The sequence below is a fragment of the Streptomyces sp. NPDC048361 genome (genome assembly GCF_040651795.1).
Classification (GTDB): Bacteria; Actinomycetota; Actinomycetes; order Streptomycetales; family Streptomycetaceae; genus Streptomyces.
In genome coordinates this window covers 22,545-41,688 of sequence record NZ_JBEZKW010000018.1, presented here as the reverse complement: position 1 = coordinate 41,688, position 19,144 = coordinate 22,545, and the positions used below count along the sequence as shown (strand labels likewise).

Sequence of the window (19,144 nt, the reverse complement as noted above, 5' to 3'; positions counted from 1 at the left end):
GTCGAGCGTCCCGCTGGACCGACGGCCGCTGGCGGCGTCCTGGTCGAGCGTCCCGCTGGACCGACGGCTGCTGGAGGCGTCTTCGTCGAGTGTTCCGCTAGCGCAGAACGCCGCGGACCGCCTCCGGGTCGGTCGGGGCCAGGGGAGTGGCGGCGGCCTTCGCCTTGAGGGACGGCGTGGAGGCCACGTAGGCCGGGGCGGGGTCGGGCTCCGGGGCGCAGGTCTTGGCGATGCGGCCGTGGCCCTTGGGAAGGGTGCCGTCCCGCAGGTAGTCGGTGAAGGTGTCGTCCAGGCAGGCGTTGCCGTGGAAGAGGATCTCGTGGAAGCTGCCGCCGTTCTGGACGACCAGTTTCGAACCCGGTAGCGCGTCGCGCATCGCGACTGCGCCCTCGTACGGGGTCGCGGCGTCCTCGGTGGCCTGGAAGAGCAGAACCGGCGGCAGGCCCTTGCCGGTGATCTTCATACGGCCCGCGGGGTCGCCCTGGTGGGGCCAGAACATACAGGCGGCGTTGTACCACATGTTGTTGTAGGTGTAGAAGGGCGCCGATGCGTTGACCTTGGCCTGGTCCTTCTGCCAGAAGTCCCAGTCGCGGGGCCAGGCGTTCTCGGTGCACTGGGCCGCGTTGTACGCGGGGAACGTGCCGTCGTCGCCGCCGGGTGCCGCGTACCGGTTGTAGGCCTCGTTCAGGGGCTGGGTGTCGTGGTGGGTGAGGTACGCCGAGAGCACGGTGGCCATCCGGGGCCAGCGCAGGAAGTTGTACCCACCGCCGTAGAAGGTGTCCTCGAACTCGGCGGGACCGATCCTGCCCGGCGCCGGTGCCGCGTCGACGGGGGCGGTCCGCAGGCCCGCCTCGACCTGCTGGTAGGCCTTCTCGACGGCGGCGGCGTCCGTGCCCAAGTGGTAGACGGGGTCGGCCTTGGCGGTCCAGGCGGCGAAGGCGTCGAAGCGCCGCTGGTGCTCCTTGTCCTGGAGGACGTTGTGGTCGTACCACGTGATGGTGGGGCCGACGATGCTGTCCAGGACCATGCGGCGGACGCGTGCGGGGAAGAGCTGGCCATAGGTGGAGCCCAGTGAGGTGCCCCACGAGCCGCCGTAGAAATTGATCTTCGGCGCGCCGAGTGCCCGGCGGATGCTGTCCATGTCCCGCGCGCTGTCGACGGTGGTCATGTGCGGCAGGAGCCAGGACCAGTCGGCCGCGCAGTCGGCGGCGTACCCGGCCGCCTTTGCGAGCCATGCCTTCGAAGTGCCCTGACTCACCTGGTAGTCGGGCCGCTCACCGTCGAAGTAGTGGGCGTCACAGGTGACATGGGGCTCGCTTCCGTTGGTGCCGCGCGGATCGAAGCCGATCCAGTCGTAGGTCGAGGCGACGTCCTTGGGGATCTGGCCGGCGATGTAGGCCGGCATCCAGAGCCCGGAGTCCCCGGGGCCACCGGGGTTGAGCAGGATCGGCCCCTGCTGCTTGTTCTTGGGCGCGGTGGCGGGAAGCCGGTTCACCTTGATCTTGATCGTGCGGCCGTGCGGGTCGGCGTAGTCGACCGGCACGGCGAGCATCGCGCACTGGAGCGCGGGCGTGGCGGGGTCGGCGCAGGAACTCCAGGCGAGTTTCCCCTGCCCGGTGTCCTCCGGTGCGGCGGCGCCGGGCGCTGCGCCGGCGGAGGTTCCGGAGAATGCCACGACGGCCGCGGCCGCTGATAGCAGAGCCAAGACTTTTCTCATGGGGAGCATCATGTGATATGTGAAATGTTACTGCTAGAGACGTGACGGCTCGTTATGAAGCTGTGACTGAGGGGGAGTTGAGGGGGTACCGTCCAGCGGTTCGCCCGGACCGCCGGACCGCCGATGGTGACCACCGGGCGGGCGAGCGGCCAGTAACCTGCCCGCATGACCACCTCGTACACGAGCCTCGACGACACCGAAGTCGCCATAGCCGCGGCACGCGCCGGAGCGGAGGTGGTGCGCGGTCTGTACGGCCGGCGGCTCACCCGCATCGACAAGGGAGCAGGAGACTTCGCCACCGAGGCCGACGTCGCGGCGGAGGAAGCCATCCTCGGCGTCATCCGCGCCGCACGGCCCGAGGACGGGGTGCTCGGCGAGGAAGGCGGACGGCGGGGAGCCGAGGGTGCCGCACGCGAGTGGCTGGTGGACCCCCTGTGCGGCACCTTGAACTATGCCGTCGGCTCCATGCTGGTGGCCGTCAACGTGGCGCTGCGCGACGGTCCCGTGGCGGTGGCCGACCCGTTCAGCGGCGAGGTCTTCCATACCGACGGACAGAGCGCCCGGGTGCGCCAGGAAGGCGCCGACATGCCCCTCGCGCCCTCCCCGGCGACCCAGTTGGTGGACCTCAACCTGGACCCGCCCTTCCCGAGCGCCCCCGGGTTCCGCGCCGCGCACGTCCTGGCCCACGCCGGGTTCGTGGAACGGTTCCGCCCGCGCGTGGTGTCCACGAGCCTGGCGCTGGCCTGGGTCGCGGCCGGCAAGCGAGCGGCGTACATCACCGACGGCGGCGACCTCTGCGGCAGCGTCCACTTCGCCGCCGGCATCGCGCTGTGCCGGGCCGCCGGCTGCGTGGTCACCGACATCGCGGGCGCCGCGCTCGGCCCGGGGAGCCGGGGTCTGGTGGCGGCCGCCGACGAGGACACCCATCGCCGGCTGATGGCGATCGTCCGAGGGTGATGCTGAGGCGCGTCCCCCGGCCGGCCGGCCGCCGCACGCCCGATGTCGACGCGCCGAAGACTGGATCGTTCGGCGGCCCGTCGACGTACCCCGACGTACCCCGACGTATCTCGACCTGTCTATGCCCGCACCGTCGCCGCCGGCGGTGTCCAACGGCGGCTGCGGGAAACCGTGTTGGAGATTCCGTACTCCTTCTTGAGGTTCTCCGGGATCGCGTAGTGCATGACGCGCCCCCGGGTCAGGGAGGACAGCTCGAAGACGGCGGTGAGATGGCCGATGCGGTCGAGGGCCCAGGCGCCGAACGGTGAGCGGTCCTCGATGGTCTCCAGGACGCCGAGCAGGTGCGGGACGGCCTTGACCACGGTGTCCCAGGGGGTGCGGGGCACTTGGAGCCAGTCCGAGCAGATGTCTCCGACGAGATAGCGGATGAGCGAGGAGACGATCGGGTCGAAGAAGGTGCCCGGCACGATCTCCTCGTACAGGTCGATCAGTTGGCGGGTCAGCTCCGCTCCCTCGGCGGACGGTCCCATGTGCCGCAGCATGTACAGATCGAGGAACTGGCGTGCCTCTTCCAGGGATTTGGGGACGGCCTCCTGGTCGATGCCGAGCATGGCGCCGACCACGCGCCACGCGTAGTAGTAGGCCTCCGCGCCTTCTGTCGACATGTGGATGCCGAGGCGGTGCAAGCTGTCCAGGACGAGCATTGAGAAGAACATCTGCCCGCCGATCAGGTCCTCCTGACAGATCGGCGTGCCGAGTGCTGCGACGTCCCACCGGTTCTCGCGGATGAGGTGATGACGGATGGAGGCGTGCAGAAGACGGACCTTCTGGGCCGCCGGAATGAAGCGGCTGCCCGCCTCGAAGGCGTCCGGCTGCATCAGATAGACGGTGAACTGGCCGGTCTCGGCCATCCGTTTGGACGGGTACTTCAGACCATGGGTGGCCGAAAGCAGCTTCGCCACGTGCGGGACGACATAGCAAGCCGGCATGGAGGCGAAGGAGAGCGCGGTGGAGATGTGCACGTTGTTGTCGATGAAGAACAGCCGCGCCTTCTCCATCTCGCCCCAGTCCACCCAGGACGGCGGGACGCTCGTGGCGTGCAGATACTCCCGGGCGACGTCGGGCAGGCCGTCCGGCAGGGGAGCGCCGGCGGTGGACACGTAACGCATCAGGGTGTTGAACGTGCCCACCTCGCCCCGCGCGAACAGTTCGGCGACGGTGGCGTCGGCGAGTTCGTCACCGGCCGTCCGCAGGGCGTTCATCGAGGCCTCGGTGCAGTTCATGGCGGGGGCTCCTTGCGATCCGCTGAAGGGGAAGAGGGGGCGCGACCGGGTGGCGCGGGGTCAGGACACGCGGACCGCGGCGGAGTGCGCGAGGGCCGTCAGAGCGGAGGCCGCGGGCGCCGGGACAGCGAGGTCGTGGAGCACCCCCAAGGCCTCCTCCACGCGTACGCTGATCATGTTCTCCACGCGGTCGGGAGCTCCGACGCGTCGCATCGTCGCGCGGACCGTGTCCATGCCCTCCCGGTCCAGATCGCTCCGGCCCACCAGAGCACGCAGCACCTCCCGCTCGGCGCCGCCGGCGAGGCGCCACGTCTCCGCGAGCAGAGCCGTGGGACGTTGACCGCGTACGTCGTCGGCGTTGGCCTTACCGGTGTGCTCGGGGTCGCCGAACAGGCCGAGCAGATCGTCCCGCAGCTGGAAGGCCTCGCCGAGCGGCAGCCCGTACGCGCAGTAACCCTCGCGCAGCCGGGCGCCGGCACCGGCGAGCGCGCCTCCGATCAACAGGGGCTGCTCCACGGTGTACTTGGCGGTCTTGTAGCGGATCACCTTCATGGACGCCGTGGTGTCGGGGTCGGCGCCGGTGCGCAGGATCTCCAGGCACTCGCCCGCGATGAGTTCGCGCGCCATCACCCACCACAACGGGCGGGCTCGGGCCAGATACGCGGCCGGCAGGCCACTGGTCGCGAACAACTGCCCGGCCAGCGCCATCAGCAGGTCGCCCATCAGCATCGCAAGGGACCTCGCCGCGGCGTCGGCGTGCGGGCCCCGCCGTACGGCACCGCGCAGGGCGATGTGCGCGGTGGGCCGCCCGTGGCGCAGCGGGCTGTCGTCGATCAGGTCGTCGTGCACGACCGCCGCGGCGTGCACCAGCTCCATGGACGCGGCGGCCCGGACCAGCGCGTCACTGTCGGGCTGCCCCGCCGCGCGCCAGCCCCAGTAGCAGAACGCGGCGCGCAACCGTTTGCCGTCCGCGAGCGCCGTCTCCAGCTGCTCGGCCACCGGGTCGAGGAGCGGATCGATCGCCGCGAACCGGTCGGCCTCCTCCGCGGTGAACCCGCTGAGCACCTCGTCGACACGGGACTTGAACGCGGCCGGCTCCCAGCGCTCAGACCCCATCGGCGGCCTTCCGGGCCACGACGTGCTGGGCGAGGATCTCCAGATGGGCCGGGGGCACATCGCCGTAGCGCCCGAGGACCAGCCGGCCTCGCGCCAGCAGGTCGTGCTCGGCCTCCGCGGCCAGTTCGGCGGCGTCCGAGCGGCGCAGCAGCCCGCGGACCGTACCCAGCGCCGTGGCCGCCGTGCTCACCGCCAAATCGGCGAGCCCGGCCGCGAGCAGCACGGCCCGCCGGTCCATGCCCTCGAGCCGTGAAGGTTCCCGCGTCATGCCCATGTCCTCCGCCCACTGCCCGTTCGAGCGGGGCACGCCCCGCCCGCTCATGCCGACGAGCATGGCGGCACGGAGGGTGCGATGGCGGAGGAACTCACGATGGAGTGATCGGATCGCTCTTCCGTGCGGCTGACGGGCGCAGAGGTTGACGTCCGTACGTCGGGTTCAGCGCGGGGAGCCTTCTGTCCCGCGCCGAACGCAGGACCTCAGCGGCCCCGGCGGACGTACGCGCGGGCCACCACGCGCAACGCGGCGGGCGGCGAAGGGCTCGCGGGCGCGCGCAGAACCCCGGTGCCTTCGGCCGTCGCCGCGTCCGCCATGAGCACCTCAAGGGTGACGAACGCACGGGTGAACGCGCGGTACGGCGGCGCCACGAGATCCGGCAGGACCCGGCTGGCCAGAAGGTCACGCCGGGCCAGGCCCAGCATCTCGCGCAGCAGCGCCCGGACTCCCGGCGTGTCATTCCCCTGCTCCAGGTCCTGCCGGGAGACACCGTGGCCCTTCAAGGTCTGCTCGGGGAGGCCGAGCCGCCCATCGCGCAGATCCTCGGCGAGGTCGCAGACGAAGTCCAGGCGCTGGCTTCCGTCGATGAAGGAACGGCACGCCCGCTCGGTCTCGCCCTGGTCCACATCCGGGGCGAGGAGCAGCGAGGCCAGCAGCATGAACGCCGGAAGCGAGTAGGCGTCGACGTAGCGCTGGTACTCCGCTTCGTCGGCGAAGCCCGTGAAGTCACGGTCGAAGGGCGCGCCCGCGAGGAACTGCTCGACAGGGGAGCGCAGTCGGGGGTGAGCGGTGAGCGTGTGCAGCAGGGGCCGCAGGACGGGGTGGCCGCTCTCGCCGGTGGCCAGCGCGTCGCGGACCTCGGCCTCCCACGCGTCATACGTGTCGCCTTCGGCGGCGTCGGCGGGAGTGGTGTCGAGCAGCGTGTCGGTGTGATGCATGAAGGCGACGGCGGCGACGACATGAGGCACCACGGTGGGCGGCAGCAGCAGACGTACCGCGAGGTAGGTCTGCCGGCGGTATCCGGCGACGAGCGCGCGCTGCGTGGTGTAGTCCCGGCGCAGTTCCGGACTGTTGATGCCCGAGACCGTGAGGGTCCTGTTCCACGTGTGCATGCCGGTGGTCTCCCTGCGAGTGGTGTTGAGGGAGCAGAGCCTACGTGGGGGCAGGACGCACGGGTAGGGCCCTCAATCCAGCCGGCGTCCCTCGCGCATGAGGTCCCGGCCCGTCAACTCGCCCGCCTCACGCCAGGCCTGAATGCGCCGAGGAGTGACACGGAACCAGCGGTAACCGACACGGTATGGAGCGCCTCCGTGGCGACCACGGAATCCACCACTGAGCGGGTACGCGCGACTCCTGCGGCGCCGGGGCCCCGTGTGTCCTCGGCCCTGGTGCCCACGCACCATAGGATCACCTGTGATCACGTGAGACCACGGGGGATCACATCGGTGGTTCGCGGTGCCACGGCGGGATGCCGGAACCGAGATCGGAGCGAATGATGAAGGCTGTCCGTTTCAGCGCGTTCGGCGGGCCCGAGGTCCTTGAGATCGTGGACCTGCCCGACCCCCGGCCCGCCCAGGGTCAGGTGCGGATCGCGGTGCGGGCGGCCGGAGTCAACGCGAGCGATTGGAAGAAGCGTCAGGGTCTGATGGACGAGGAGCTTCCGCAGACCATGGGCTACGAGGCGGCCGGCGTCGTCGACGAGCTCGGCGCGGGCGTCGTCGACGTAGCCGTCGGCGATCCGGTGTTCGGCTTCTGTGAACAGGGCGCGGCCCAGGCCGAGTTGGCGGTGCTCTCCCACTACGCGCCGATCCCGCCGTCGCTCGGTTTCGCCGGAGCCGCCGCACTGCCGGCGGCCATCGAGACGGCCACCCGCGCACTCGACCAGCTCGGTGTCGTGGACGGGAGCACGCTGCTCGTCAACGGCGCCTCGGGAGCGGTCGGCAGCGCCGCGGTACAACTCGCCGTGGTGCGCGGAGCCCGCGTGATCGGCACCGCGGGACCGGCGAACCACTCCTACCTCCGCGGGCTGGGCGCCGAACCCGTCGCGTACGGCGACGGCCTGGCCGAGCGAGTGCGCGCGCTCGCGCCCGACGGCGTCGATCTCGCCCTCGATGTCGCGGGGAGCGGTGTGCTGCCCGAGCTCATCGACATCGCGGATGGCCCCGCGAACGTCGTCACGATCGCGGACTTCGCCGGGGCGAGGCGCCACGGCGTGGTGTTCAGCCGTGGGGACACCGGCCGCGCGGTCCACGCACTCGCCGGCATCGGCAAACTGATCGAGACCGGGCGCTTCACGCTTCCGGCCGTCCGGACCTTTCCGCTCTCCGAGGTCGCCGAGGCACACCGCCTCGGCGAGGAGGGCCAAGTGCGGGGGAAAATTGTGCTGTTGGTGGGATGAGGCGCAGGGGGTGGGAGACAAGTGCGACGGTGGTTCGCCGAGCGACAGCGGTTCGCCGGTGCTCGTCGCCTCGCATCACAGACAGGCGAGGAGCTCATCGAGCGGGGCCGGAGTCTGCTCGGGGGTGAGCGCCTCGACGAGCAGGTGGCCGTAGCGGATCTTGCGGCCCTTCTTCGTGCCCAGGAAGCGCCGCAGCTGCTGCTGCCGGGGCCGCCCGTGCTGTGCGGGCTGTCGCAGAAAGGTCTGCCAGGCACGCAGGTCGCCCTCGGCCCGTACGATCTCCTCGACCCCGGCGGTGCCCAGGGCTCGAATGAGTTCGTCCTCCAGATCCCGCTCGCACACGAAAAAAGCGCCGTACGCCGCCCCCGCATGACGCAGGGCGCGCTCGTAGAAGCGCCGCTCGCCGTCGTCGCAGAGCCCAACCAGGCGTAGATCAAGACCGGTTGGGCCCAGCAGGCCGGCGTAGCGGCCGACGCTCATCGCCCCGCCCATCGGCACGACGCAGGCACCCTCGGCCGCCAGGTTGCGTCCGCGCCGCGCCGCGAGGGTCTCCACCGCGGCGACATCGCTCGGTCCCTCCAGCAGGACGGCCGTCCGCATCCCCAGCTGCTCGGCCAGATCGCGCGCCGGCCCACCGCCCCCACCGTTGGCCCAGCCACTGAGCGCGTCCTGGAATGCCCGCATGTCCGCCATGGGTCGAGTCTGCACCCCTGCCGAGGGTCACCGCCGGCAATATCGAACGGGCTCGTGCACGGGACGGCTCACGCGGGACAGCCTGGCGTGCGGGATGGCACGTGTGCCGACATCATCAGTACCTCATCCAGTCCGGAGCCCGGTTTCTGCCCGGCCCCAGCCGGACCTCCGGCGCGGTGGGCCCGCACGGTCGCGGCGTGGCCAGGGACACGGGCCTTCCCTCACCAGCGTACGGCCGTGAAGTCGACCGGCCGGGGCCGTAGTTGGCTGGTGCGCCGTGCCAGGGCCCGCAGCCTCTGGGACATCTCGTCGGCCGGCAGCCGGTGCCGGTCGCCGTGGCCCGGCAGGACCCATTCGAAGCGCAGGTCCGGGGCCGTCCGCGTCAACGAGGCGGCCTGCTCCTCGATGGAGTACCAGGTGACGCTGTCGGCGACCGCCAGATCGCCGTCGGCCCGCGACCAGTAGAAGCTGTCGCCGCTGAAGCAGTACCGGTCGTCGGCGAGATAGAGCACGCTTCCACGGGTGTGGCCGGGCAGGGGCTGTGCGGTGACGCCGTCCGCGATCCGTACGGGGTCGAGTCCCCGGATCACCTGGTCGGCGTCCGGAGCCGCGTCGAGGTCGCCTTCGTGGATCCACAGGGAGGCGCCGTACTGGTCCGCGTAGCGGCGGCCGTGTGCGGCGTGGTCGCGATGGGTGAGCAGCACGTCGGTGACCCGGCCCGACGCCGCGTACCGGTCGGCCAGTTCACGGTTCCAGCGCGGCGTGTCGATCATCATGGCCGTGCCGTCGGGCCGAAGCAGCAGGTAGGAGTTGGCCCCCGCGGTGTGCCGCGAGTTGTGTCCGCAGATCAATACGCCGTCGTCCAGGGCCATCGGGAAGGGGTCGAGCGCTTGGTCCGCGTGGCCGGAGGCGGGCCGGATCGAGCGGGTGGGGCAGGCGAAGACCGCCGCGTGGAGACTCCGGTTCTCCCCGGGGCCGAGGGGCGGGCGCAGGATCTCGGAGCGTCCGTCGACCTCGCCGATCAGGTCGGGGGCGAACTGCCGGGCCACGTCGCAGTTGGTGCACCGGTCGTCCACGTACCAGTCGTCCATGGCGCGTTCCTTCCGGGGGAGGCGACCGTGCCTTGATCCGAAGCTAGGTTGCTCGCCCGAACCGGTCAAACGACAGGGTGCCCCGGCGACGGGCGGACCGCGCGAACCGGCCAGTCACATGGGCACGTTCCAGGCCCCGTAGGTCCGGGGCGACGGACGTGGCGGTCGAGCCGCTGACCTCTCACCTCTCAACTCGGTGCAACCGAGCGGTACATGGGCTGTCGGCACGGATGACCGGGGCCGCCGGGCAGGTTCGGCGGAAAGCCGACCCCGGCCCGGTCGGCGTGCGCGGGACGTGCCCTCCGGCTCCATCGACGGGCACGACGACGGTCGCTGACGCTCATCGGTGCGCGGGGCGCGCGGGCTCCAGGACCGAGGCCGCCACATGGTCCCGGAACCAGCGGTGTCCGGGGTCGCCGGAGTTGCGCGGATGCCAGGCCATGCCGAGGTCGAGCGGCGCCACGTCGAGGGGAATGGGGAACGTGCGCAGCCCGAGCGCGGACGTGGCGTCGGGCAGCCAGTCGGGGAGGGTGAGCGCGACGAGGTCGCTCTCCCGCGCCAGCAGCATCGCGCTCGTGTGCGTGGGCACCACCACGGCGATCCGGCGGCGCAGACCCCGCTCGGCGAGGGCGCTGTCGATGGGGCCAAGGCGCTTGCCGAGGCGGGAGATGCCGATGTGGTCGACGGCGGCGAAGGCACGGGCGTCGATCGGCCGGTCGAAGAGTGGATGGCCGCTGCGGGCGATGCCGACCAGCGGAATGCGGGCGAGCGCTCGCGTCCGGATCTCGGGGTCCAGATGGCCGAGTACGCCCAGCTCGACATCGACCGTCCCCTGCCGCAACGCGGGCCCGCCCTCGACGGACTCCGGCAGGAACACCACGTCCACGCGGGGAGCCTCGGCCTGCAGCCGGTCCGTCAGCGCCCCGGCGAGGCCGACCAGGAGCAGCTCGGCGGCTTGGAGCGTGAAGGTGCGCTGAAGATGGACGGCCTCGAAACCGGCCCCGGGCCGCAGGACGTTGTCGCAGCCGCGCAGCAACGCGCCCACCTCGTCGCGCAGTTCGAGGGCGCGCGGCGTGGGAACCATGCCTTGGCCGGCGCGGACGAGCAGGGGATCACCGACGGTCCTGCGGAGTTTGGCCAGGGTGCGGCTGACCGCCGCCGGTGAGGTGCCGAGACGCTCAGCGGCGCGGGTCACGCTGTACTCCTGGAGCAGCGCGTGCAGGACGCGCAACAGATTGAGGTCCATGAAGCGGGCTCCTGATCTGGGTTTTTACATCTGAGTCAACTATTGCGTGCCTATTTTTGCATTGCTGTGAGGGGGCTCGTTTGGCGAGAGTGGAGGAGTCAGCGCGATGGCCTGACACCTCATCAGTTCGATCAAGGAGTTCCCATGCCGCAGTCCGCTCGCGCCGGCCGTGAGGGCGACGTTCTGGCCGTGGTCAGCCAGAGCGGGCCGACGGTCTCGTTCTACGACGCCGCCTCGGACCGCCACCTCGACACCCTCGAAGTCCCGTGCTCACCCCATGAGTTGTGCTTCGACCCCACTCAACGGCTGCTGTGGTGCACGACCGCGTACGCGTCGGGCTACTACCACGCGAACAGCGGCCGGCGCACCGAGCTGACCGTCATCGACCCCGACACCCGCCGCGTCGTCGAGATCATCGACCTCGCCCCGGAACACGGGCCCCACGGCCTGGCCCTCGACACCGTGCGCAAACGCCTCTACGTCAGCGTGGAGGGTTCGGAGGACCGCCCCGGCGGCGTCGTCGTCATCGACACGCGGACCCGGCGCCCGTTGGGCCGCATCGACACGGACGCGCCCGGCCCGCACTGGTTCGTCATCGACCCCGAAGGGCGCACCGGCTACGCGGCCAACAAGGAGGCGCCGTTCGTCTCGGTCGTCGACCTCGAACGAGACGTCCTCACCGCGAAGGTCGAGGTGCCGGGAAGCGAGGGGATCGCCGTCTCGTCCGACGGGACGCTCGTCTACGTGGCCGCCCCGTACGGGGGTTCCTTCGACGCCGGTGCCGGTGCCGGTGCCGGTGCCGGTGCCGGTGCCGACGCCGCCGGCCGCCCGGCGACCGGGGTCCGGGTCATCGACGCCCGTACCCGCTCGGTCGTAGCCACGCTGCCCACTCAGGACATCGTCCTGCCGGTGCACATGACGTCGACGGGAAAGCTGCTCGTCGCGGAGATGCGCAGCGCGTTCGACCCGGCGTCCGCGCTCGGACGCCACGCACCGGGCCGCCTCACGGTGTTCTCGGGCCAGACCCACGAACAACTGGGTCAACTGGACGTCGGACTCTGCCCGTTGACCATCACCTCGTCACCGGACGGCCGCATCGGGTACGTGGCCGGCGTCGCCTCCTCCACCGTCGACATCGTCGACCTGGACTCGCTGCACCGCCTCGGCCGTCTCGACATCGCCATGCGCGGAGAGGCGGGCGCCCACGGGCTCGCCTATATCCCGCGCGCCGCGTGACATCCGGCACGACCGCCCCCCCGTTCGGGCCGCCCTCCATTCGGCCCACCCGGACCATTCAGCCCGCCCAGATCATTCAGATCATTGAGAACATCCAGAACAGAAGGATTCACATGTACGTCATTACCGCCCCCACCAGCACCATCGGCCGTGACGTTGTTGCCGACCTGCTCGACCGGGGCGTGCCCCTGCGTCTGGTCGTCAGGGACGCCGCCCGGCTCGCGCCCGAGGTGCGGGAACGCGTCGAGATCGTCGAGGGCACGCATGGCGACCCCGACGTCATCGACCGGGCGTGCGCGGGCGCCGAGGCCGTGTTTTGGCTCGCGCCGGGCAACCCCGCCGGAGCCGACGTCCACAGCGCGTACGTCGACTTCACCCGGCCCGCCTGCGAGGCGTTCGTACGCCATGGGGTCAAGCGTGTCGTCGGCATCTCCGCGCTCGGTCGGGGCACGCCCCTGGCCGCGCACGCCGGCCCGGTGACCGCCTCCCTGGCGATGGACGACCTGATCGGTGCAACAGGCGTCCCCTACCGGGCGGTCACCTGCCCCTCCTTCATGCACAACCTGCTGCACCAGGTCGGTGCGCTGAAGGAGCAGGGCATGTTCTTCCTGATGGCCGACCCGGATCTGAAGTCCCCGATGGTCGCCTCGCGGGACATCGCCGCCACCGCCACGCGCCTGCTGCTCGACGACACGTGGCGTGGAACCGGCGAGGTCGCCTGCCTCGGCCCGGAGGACCTGACGCCCGCCGAGATGGCCGAGACCCTTTCCGACGTCCTGGGCAAGACGATCGGCTATCGGCAGGTTCCGGGCGCGGCGCTCAAGGAGCGGCTCACCGGCTTCGGTTCGAGCGAGGCCATGGCCCAGGCGATGGTCGACATGTTCGACGCCAAGAACCAGGGCATCGACAAGGCCGAGCCGCGCACGGCGGAGTCGACGACTTCGACGACGTTCCGGCAGTGGGCCGAGGAGGTGCTGAAGCCGGCCATCCGCGCCTGATCCCGAACCCGGGCCCGCGCGTCGAACCCGACACGCGCGTCGAACCCGGGCCGGGCCATGGCTCGTTGCCGCGTGCGGCCCGGCCGTTGTGCGGGGGCGAGTGGGCCGCACGCTGAGCGCGGCCCGACCGCCCCCGCAGGACGCAGGCACCTTCAGTCCCCCTTCAATTCCCTCTCAGTTCCTTTCACTCCCCTTCGGTTTCGGCCTCAGCCTCGATGAGGCAATAGGGAGCGGCCTCCGACAGCGGGGTGACGGAGGTGACGGTAAGACCCGCACGATGGCACACGGCTTCGAAGTCCTGACGCGTGCGCTCCCTGCCGCCCACGTTCACCAGCATATTGAGGTCGCTCAGATAGGTGATCCCCACGTCGGCGGCATGGCCTTGGGCGTCGGTGTCGGTGTCGGTGTCGGCGGCCTCGGGAAGCACCGGCTCCACGATCAGGACGCGGCCGCCGGCAGGCAGCACCTCGCGGCAGTGGCGCAGGATCGTGACCGCCCGGTCGTCCGGCCAGTCGTGCAACACGCTCTTGATCAGGTACAGATCCGAGCCGGCCGGAACGGAGTGAAAGAAGTCCCCGGAGGCCAGAGCACACCGTTCGGCGAGCCCCTGCCGGCGCAGCGTCGTCGACGCCTGCGCAAGCCCTTCCACCGTGTCGTAGACGACGCCGGTCAGACCGGGATGTGCGCCGAGCACCGAGGCCAGGAGGGTCCCCGCGCCGCCCCCGACATCCGTGACAGAGGTGAACCGGCCGAAGTCGTAGGCGTACGGCAGCGCGTCGGCGGCCGCGCCGGCGGTCTGGCTCATCGCCGCGTTGAACGCCGCGGACAGGTCGGGGTGTTGGGCGAGGTGGCTGAAGAAGTCCGTGCCGAAGACCTCGTCGAACGCGACCTCGCCGGTGCGGATGCTGCCGTCCAGATGCTCCCAGGAACGTAAGGCGACCGGGTCCGTGAACACCCGCACAAAGGATGCGAGCGAGCGGGGGTGGCGGGGGTCGAGGAGAGCGCCGGCGGGCGTCGCCGAGAAGAAGTCGGCCGAGTCCTGCCTGAGCACGCCCAAAGCCGCCAGGGCGCGCAGCAGTCGCGTCATGGGCTGCGGCTCGGTACCCGCTTCGGCGGCGATGTCGGCCACCTGCCGCGGCGCCTCGCCGATCAGCTCGAACACCTTGAGCCGTACGGCGGCCCGCAGGGTCTGCGCCGCCATGCTTCCGAAGGCCATCTTGACGATCAGGTGGCGTTCGGAGGCCGCGTCCGTTGCTCGGACCTCGGTGATGGTCATGCGTGTAGTCCTCTCGTCCCGTGGTGGGTCGGGCGTCCGTGGTGGGTCGGGCATGCGAGCCGCAGCTGTCAGGAGCCGGTGGGCGCCCGGGACGCCAGGGCGCCGGGGGTGCACCCCGCGAAGGCCAGTACGTCGCGGTGGAGATGGGACTGGTCGACGTATCCGCAGGCGAGCGCGACATCGCTGACGCTCTCGCCCGCGTACAGAGCTCGGGCGGCCAGGTCGAAGCGCACGAGCATGGCCGCGCGCTTGGGTGTCAGACCCACCTGCGCGGTGAACCTGGACCACAGCCGCTTCCGGCTCCAGCCGCAGGACGCCGCGAGATCCTCGACCCGTACGCGGCCCCGGCTCGCCACGATGTGACCCCAGGCGGCCGCGACCTCGGGCGCCATCGAGGGTGCCCGCGCGGCCCTTCTCCGCAGGAACTCGTCCATCAGCGGAAGGCGTTCGCGCCACGACGAGACGTCCGCCAACTGCTCGCGCAGATATCGCTCGTGGCGTCCCCAGAGTTCGTCAAGTCCCGTGACGGAGCTGGCCAGTTCGAGGGGAGCGACACCCAGCAGTGCATAGGCGGCCGGGGGTGACAAGTGCAGCTCGACGCACTCCACGCGCTCCCCGCGGATACGGGATGCGCCCGGCACCAACGACGCGGCGAAGCTCGTCAGGGGCCGGCTGCCGGAGGTGTCCTCGATGGTGAACGGGGCCTCTCCGAGGCCGATGACGATCACCACCGCGGGCTGCGGAAGCACCTGCTTGTCGAGCCCGGCGGCGACCCGGTCGCGGAACCCCGCCATCCGGACACCGCCGAGGGAGGCGCCCCGGCGAGGGCGGGCGACCTCCCAGCCGTGCTCGGCGTCACGGTGCCAGGTGGCGGACCCTGCTTCGTAGCTGCGCATGTCCCTAGAGTCCCGGACCGCAACGCTATTGTCTTGGACGAAAGTTCCCCCCGGGGTCCGCGGCCCGCCGGGCGGGAGTCTCGCCGACCCCGGCGGGGACGGTCCTCCTCGGGGAGGCGCGCGCCGTGCTCGACCATGCGGAGAAGGCCCGCGTGCGGGTGGCCGCGGCGGCCGGGGCCGCGATCCTCACCGTCGGCATCCTGGGCGACAGAACCGACGTGGCCGCCCTGCGGCTGGCCGCCGCCTACCGCCGGCGCCATCCGGATGTCGAGGTCCGCATCCGCGAGACCGACCTGGCCGACCCCACCTGCGGGCTGCTCGCCGGACTCGTCGACATCGCCCTGGAACGGCACGGTCGGCCTGACCCTCCTCGGCCACCCGTCGGGCCGGGGCCTCACCGTGGTGCCGTTCGCCGACGTGGCGCCGAGCCGGGTCGTGGCGGCGTGGAACGCGGGCGGCACCAACCCCTTGCTCCGTTCGTTCGTCGAGATCGCGGCCGCCGCCTACCGCGACTGAGCACGGGGCACCGGCGCGCTCGGGGCGGCCGGCTCAGTGGCGCACCCACAGGTCCGTGTTGCCGGCGATGACGACGGTGCCGTCCGCGAGGGTGGTCACGGCGCCGGGCGGCTGGTCCTGGCAGCCGAGTTCACCGCGGCGCCAGCCGGTCACGGTGCCGTCGCCCATCCACACGGCGCCACAGAAAGTGGGCCGTTCGCAGCGTGGTGCGGGGCCCCCAGGGGCCTGCGGGGCGGGGCGACACGCCGCGCCGCCGTATGCACCGCGCGCGGCTGAGCAGCAGGGAAAGTTGGAGCACGTACGCCGCGCACCGGACGCCGATGCCGATGCCGGTGCTCCGGCAGAACTCCGCACATCGCACATCGCTGGTGCGGAACCACCGACGACGCACAGGTACACATGAACTCAAAGAGGCGGGGGCCCGCACAACCGGGCCGCCGAGGTCGCGGATTCGGTTCGGGGAGCGTGGAGACCGAACGCATGGTGCGGGCGCTGCTGCGCCGTCGCAAGAAGTCGCTGCACCCCGACGACGTGAAGGTCGCCGACAAACCCGCCGTGCGGCGCGCCGTGTCGGCCGCCGCGCTCGGCAACACGATGGAGTGGTTCGACTTCGGCGTCTACGCCTACGTCGCCGCCACGCTCGGCAAGGTCTTCTTCCCCTCCAGCTCACCCGGTGCCCAGGTCATCTCGACGTTCGCGACGTTCGCCGCGGCGTTCCTCGTCCGGCCCATCGGCGGCCTCGTGTTCGGGCCGCTGGGCGACCGGGTCGGCCGCCAGAAGGTACTTGCCGTCACCATGATCATGATGGCGATCAGCACCTTCGCCGTGGGCTTCCTGCCTGGCTACAAGTCGATCGGCCTGGCCGCGCCGGTGCTGCTCCTGCTGTGCCGGCTGGTCCAGGGCTTCTCCACCGGCGGCGAGTACGCGGGAGCCACCACCTACATCGCCGAGTACTCACCCGACCGGATCCGGGGCTTTCTCGGCAGCTGGCTCGACTTCGGCACCTTCATCGGCTACTCCCTCGGCTCCGGCCTGGTCACGGTCCTCACCGGCCTGCTCTCCGAGGACCAGATGGTCGACTGGGGATGGCGCATCCCCTTCTACGTCGCCGGACCGCTCGGGCTCATCGGGCTCTACATGCGGCTCCGGCTCGACGAGACCCCCGCGTTCCAGGAGGCGGAGGAGCGCGGACGGCAGGCGGCGGCAAGAAGCGGCCCCACGTCCGAGGAGGACGAGCGCCTGGAACAGGCCCGCATGTCGGGCAAGGGGCGGCTCAAGGAGGTCTTCACCCACCACTGGCAGGCCATGCTCGTCTGCATCGGGCTCGTACTGCTCTACAACGTCACCAACTACATGGTGACGTCCTACCTGCCGACCTACATGAGCACGACCCTCGGCGAATCCGAACTCACCGCCCAGCTCCTCGTGCTCGCGACCATGGTGCTCGTCGTCCTCACCATCACCGCCGTCGGCCGCTCCTCGGACCGGTTCGGGCGACGGCCCCTCTTCCTGTGGGGCGGGATCGCGATGGTGATCTTCTCGGTACCCGTCTTCCAGCTCATCCGGCAGGGCGGCATCCTGTTCCCCGCGATCGGCTGCGTCGTGCTCGGCCTGTTCCTGGTGTGCTTCGCGGGGACGAGCGCTGCGACGCTGCCCGCCCTCTTCCCCACCCATCTGCGCTACGGCGGCCTGTCGCTCGCCTTCAACTTCTCCGTGTCCCTGTTCGGCGGCACCACCCCACTGGTCGCGTCCGCCCTCGTGAACGCGACCGGAAACGAACTCGTGCCGGCCTACTACCTCATGGCCGCGGGTGTGATCGGCGTGATCTCGGCCCTGTTCCTGCGCGAGACCGCGGGTCAGCCGCTGCGGGGGTCGTCCGCCATGGCCGAGTCCGAGGAGGAGGCCCGCGAAATGGTGGCGCGCAGCCGCACCCACGCGGGGCGCCGTGCGCGCGACGTATGGCTCCAACTACGCCAGGGCCACCTGCCGCACCTGCACCACCACTCCGAGAAACGGGACCGCAAGGACCGGCGCGGCTGAGGGGGCGCCGGCAGGCGCACACGGCGGAGGTACGCGTCGCCCGGCCGGCAGCATCGGCTTGAACGCCGGGCAGCCCGGTGCGCAGGGGCGGTGCGGGGGCGCCGGTGGCGTTACCGTCAGTGGCATGGATCGTGATCTTCGCGGCTGGTGGCCGTGTCTGCTCAGCGGCGCGGTGTTCGCCGTGTGCATGGCCGGCACCACGCTGCCGACCCCGCTCTACGGCCTCTATCAGGACAAGTTCGGGTTCTCCGAGCTGACGGTCACCGTGGTGTACGCCGTGTACGCCTTCGGTGTCATCGGCGTGCTGCTGCTCGCGGGCAATATGTCGGACGCCGTGGGCCGGCGTCCGGTGCTGCTGTCGGGTCTGGGGTTCGCAGCGGCGAGCGCGGTCTGCTTCCTGTGCGCCTCCGGGCTCGGCTGGCTGTTCGCGGGCCGGCTCCTGTCAGGGCTGTCCGCCGGGCTGTTCACCGGGGCCGCCACGGCGTACGTCATGGATCTGGCGCCCCGCGGCGGCGCGTCCAAGGCCACGCTCGTGGCGACGGCCGCCAACATGGGGGGCCTTGGGTGCGGGCCCCTGCTCGCCGGTCTGCTCGCGCAGTACGCGGGCTGGCCGCTGACACTCACGTTCATCGTCCACCTGGCACTGCTGGCCGGCTCGGCCGTCGTCCTGCTGCGGCTCCCGGAGACCGTACAAGACCCGCAGCCGGTGCGCAGCGCACGAACACAGCGCCCGAGCCTGCCCGCTCAGGTGCGTCCCGTGTTCGTGCCCGCGGCGATCGCGGCGTTCGTGGGATTCGCCCTGTTCGGCGTGTTCACATCGGTGAGCCCGGCGTTCCTGGCCGAGTCCCTGAACGTGAGCAACCACGCGGCGATCGGCCTCGTCGTCGCGCTGGCCTTCTTCGCCTCGACCGCCGGCCAGTTGGCCGTCGGCCGCGTGGGGCTGACACGCTCACTGCCCCTGGGCTGCTCCGCGCTCCTGGCCGGCCTCGCGCTCCTCGCGGCGGCGCTCCGCTGGGACTTGCTGTCCCTGATGGTGCTGAGCGCGCTGGTCGGCGGATGCGGCCAGGGGCTCGCCTTCCGCGGAGCCCTGTCCGCGGTGGCCGAGGCGTCCCCGGCCGACCATCGCGCCTCGGTGATCTCCACCCTCTTCGTGGTGGCGTACGCGGGCATCTCGGTGCCGGTGATCGGCGTCGGCGTACTGGTGAAGCCGCTCGGCCTCGAAGGGGCGGGGCTTGCTTTCATCGCGTGCATGGCCGTGTTGGCCACCGTCGCGGGGATCTACCTGCTGCTGCGGCCGGCGGAGACGGCGGACGGTGGCTGAGCGATGTTCATACGGGGCTCAGGCCGTTGCCCGTCGCACCCGGTAGCTCCAGTACGTCAGTGAACGCACGACGGTCTCCGCGCCGA

17 protein-coding genes and 2 pseudogenes are annotated in these 19,144 nt (G+C 71.1%); 7 read left to right on the top strand and 12 right to left on the bottom strand.

Going from position 1 to position 19,144, the window contains the following annotated elements; all coding sequences use genetic code 11:
• Positions 1 to 97: 97 nt before the first annotated feature.
• On the bottom strand, positions 98 to 1,717 hold the full coding sequence (locus tag AB0D31_RS13235) for an alpha/beta hydrolase (RefSeq protein WP_362721203.1): 1,620 nt from the start codon (positions 1,715 to 1,717) through the stop codon (positions 98 to 100).
• A gap of 165 nt (positions 1,718 to 1,882) precedes the next feature.
• Between AB0D31_RS13235 and AB0D31_RS13230 the strand changes: the two genes are divergently transcribed.
• Entirely contained in the window at positions 1,883 to 2,674 is a 792-nt protein-coding gene (locus AB0D31_RS13230; RefSeq protein WP_362721200.1) for an inositol monophosphatase family protein, read from the top strand.
• Positions 2,675 to 2,793: 119 nt separating this feature from the next.
• Here AB0D31_RS13230 and AB0D31_RS13225 read toward each other — a convergent pair whose 3' ends face one another.
• The 5 genes and pseudogenes from AB0D31_RS13225 to AB0D31_RS13205 all read right to left on the bottom strand — a co-directional run.
• Positions 2,794 to 3,957, bottom strand: a complete 1,164-nt coding sequence (locus AB0D31_RS13225) for an oxygenase MpaB family protein (RefSeq protein ID WP_362721197.1) — start codon at positions 3,955 to 3,957, stop codon at positions 2,794 to 2,796.
• Positions 3,958 to 4,017: 60 nt separating this feature from the next.
• Positions 4,018 to 5,073 carry a polyprenyl synthetase family protein gene (locus AB0D31_RS13220; protein ID WP_362721194.1) on the bottom strand — a complete coding sequence of 352 codons (1,056 nt, stop codon included), beginning with the start codon at positions 5,071 to 5,073 and terminating at the stop codon, positions 4,018 to 4,020.
• The gene (locus AB0D31_RS13215; RefSeq protein WP_362721385.1) at positions 5,063 to 5,341 is read right to left on the bottom strand and encodes a polyprenyl synthetase; all 279 of its coding nucleotides are present in this window, start codon (positions 5,339 to 5,341) and stop codon (positions 5,063 to 5,065) included. Before AB0D31_RS13215 ends, AB0D31_RS13220 begins: the two co-directional genes overlap by 11 nt.
• A 209-nt stretch (positions 5,342 to 5,550) precedes the next feature.
• Positions 5,551 to 6,459: a squalene/phytoene synthase family protein gene (locus AB0D31_RS13210; RefSeq protein WP_362721191.1), complete on the bottom strand. Its 909-nt coding sequence runs from the start codon at positions 6,457 to 6,459 to the stop codon at positions 5,551 to 5,553.
• 72 nt (positions 6,460 to 6,531) lie between these two features.
• A pseudogene (locus tag AB0D31_RS13205) lies at positions 6,532 to 6,633 on the bottom strand (pyridoxamine 5'-phosphate oxidase family protein); the annotation flags it as partial.
• 209 nt (positions 6,634 to 6,842) lie between these two features.
• Here AB0D31_RS13205 and AB0D31_RS13200 point away from each other — a divergent pair.
• Positions 6,843 to 7,745 (top strand): NADP-dependent oxidoreductase, encoded by a 903-nt coding sequence (locus AB0D31_RS13200; protein WP_362721188.1) that lies wholly within the window; start codon positions 6,843 to 6,845, stop codon positions 7,743 to 7,745.
• A 75-nt stretch (positions 7,746 to 7,820) separates the two neighbouring features.
• On the opposite strand, the gene AB0D31_RS13195 is transcribed toward AB0D31_RS13200, so the two are convergent.
• The 3 genes from AB0D31_RS13195 to AB0D31_RS13185 form a co-directional block, all read right to left on the bottom strand.
• Positions 7,821 to 8,438 (bottom strand): TOPRIM nucleotidyl transferase/hydrolase domain-containing protein, encoded by a 618-nt coding sequence (locus tag AB0D31_RS13195; protein WP_362721185.1) that lies wholly within the window; start codon positions 8,436 to 8,438, stop codon positions 7,821 to 7,823.
• A 221-nt stretch (positions 8,439 to 8,659) separates the two neighbouring features.
• Positions 8,660 to 9,529 (bottom strand): ferredoxin, encoded by an 870-nt coding sequence (locus tag AB0D31_RS13190; protein WP_362721182.1) that lies wholly within the window; start codon positions 9,527 to 9,529, stop codon positions 8,660 to 8,662.
• A gap of 340 nt (positions 9,530 to 9,869) precedes the next feature.
• Entirely contained in the window at positions 9,870 to 10,775 is a 906-nt protein-coding gene (locus AB0D31_RS13185; RefSeq protein ID WP_362721179.1) for a LysR family transcriptional regulator, read from the bottom strand.
• 144 nt (positions 10,776 to 10,919) lie between these two features.
• Between AB0D31_RS13185 and AB0D31_RS13180 the strand changes: the two genes are divergently transcribed.
• Both AB0D31_RS13180 and AB0D31_RS13175 read left to right on the top strand, forming a co-directional pair.
• Positions 10,920 to 12,011, top strand: a complete 1,092-nt coding sequence (locus AB0D31_RS13180) for a YncE family protein (RefSeq protein WP_362721176.1) — start codon at positions 10,920 to 10,922, stop codon at positions 12,009 to 12,011.
• A gap of 113 nt (positions 12,012 to 12,124) precedes the next feature.
• Positions 12,125 to 13,009, top strand: a complete 885-nt coding sequence (locus tag AB0D31_RS13175; protein WP_362721174.1) for an NAD(P)H-binding protein — start codon at positions 12,125 to 12,127, stop codon at positions 13,007 to 13,009.
• A 184-nt stretch (positions 13,010 to 13,193) separates the two neighbouring features.
• Here the strand turns inward: AB0D31_RS13175 and AB0D31_RS13170 are convergent, their stop codons facing one another.
• Complete coding sequence (locus AB0D31_RS13170; protein WP_362721171.1) at positions 13,194 to 14,285, bottom strand: methyltransferase; 1,092 nt, start codon at positions 14,283 to 14,285, stop codon at positions 13,194 to 13,196.
• Positions 14,286 to 14,353: 68 nt separating this feature from the next.
• Positions 14,354 to 15,181, bottom strand: coding sequence for a helix-turn-helix domain-containing protein (locus AB0D31_RS13165; RefSeq protein ID WP_362721168.1), 828 nt, complete (start codon positions 15,179 to 15,181; stop codon positions 14,354 to 14,356).
• Between the two features lie 71 nt (positions 15,182 to 15,252).
• On the opposite strand from AB0D31_RS13165, the pseudogene AB0D31_RS13160 reads away from it, so the two are divergent.
• A pseudogene (locus tag AB0D31_RS13160) lies at positions 15,253 to 15,697 on the top strand (hypothetical protein); the annotation flags it as partial.
• Between the two features lie 33 nt (positions 15,698 to 15,730).
• On the opposite strand, the gene AB0D31_RS13155 reads toward AB0D31_RS13160, so the two are convergent.
• On the bottom strand, positions 15,731 to 15,865 hold the full coding sequence (locus AB0D31_RS13155) for a hypothetical protein (protein ID WP_362721165.1): 135 nt from the start codon (positions 15,863 to 15,865) through the stop codon (positions 15,731 to 15,733).
• Positions 15,866 to 16,177: 312 nt separating this feature from the next.
• Here AB0D31_RS13155 and proP point away from each other — a divergent pair, with 312 nt between their 5' ends.
• Together proP and AB0D31_RS13145 are read left to right on the top strand one after the other, a co-directional pair.
• Complete coding sequence (proP, locus tag AB0D31_RS13150) at positions 16,178 to 17,737, top strand: glycine betaine/L-proline transporter ProP (protein WP_362721383.1); 1,560 nt, start codon at positions 16,178 to 16,180, stop codon at positions 17,735 to 17,737.
• 124 nt (positions 17,738 to 17,861) lie between these two features.
• A complete protein-coding gene (locus AB0D31_RS13145; protein WP_362721163.1) occupies positions 17,862 to 19,058 on the top strand; it encodes an MFS transporter in 1,197 nt (398 codons plus the stop codon).
• Positions 19,059 to 19,144: the final 86 nt, after the last annotated feature.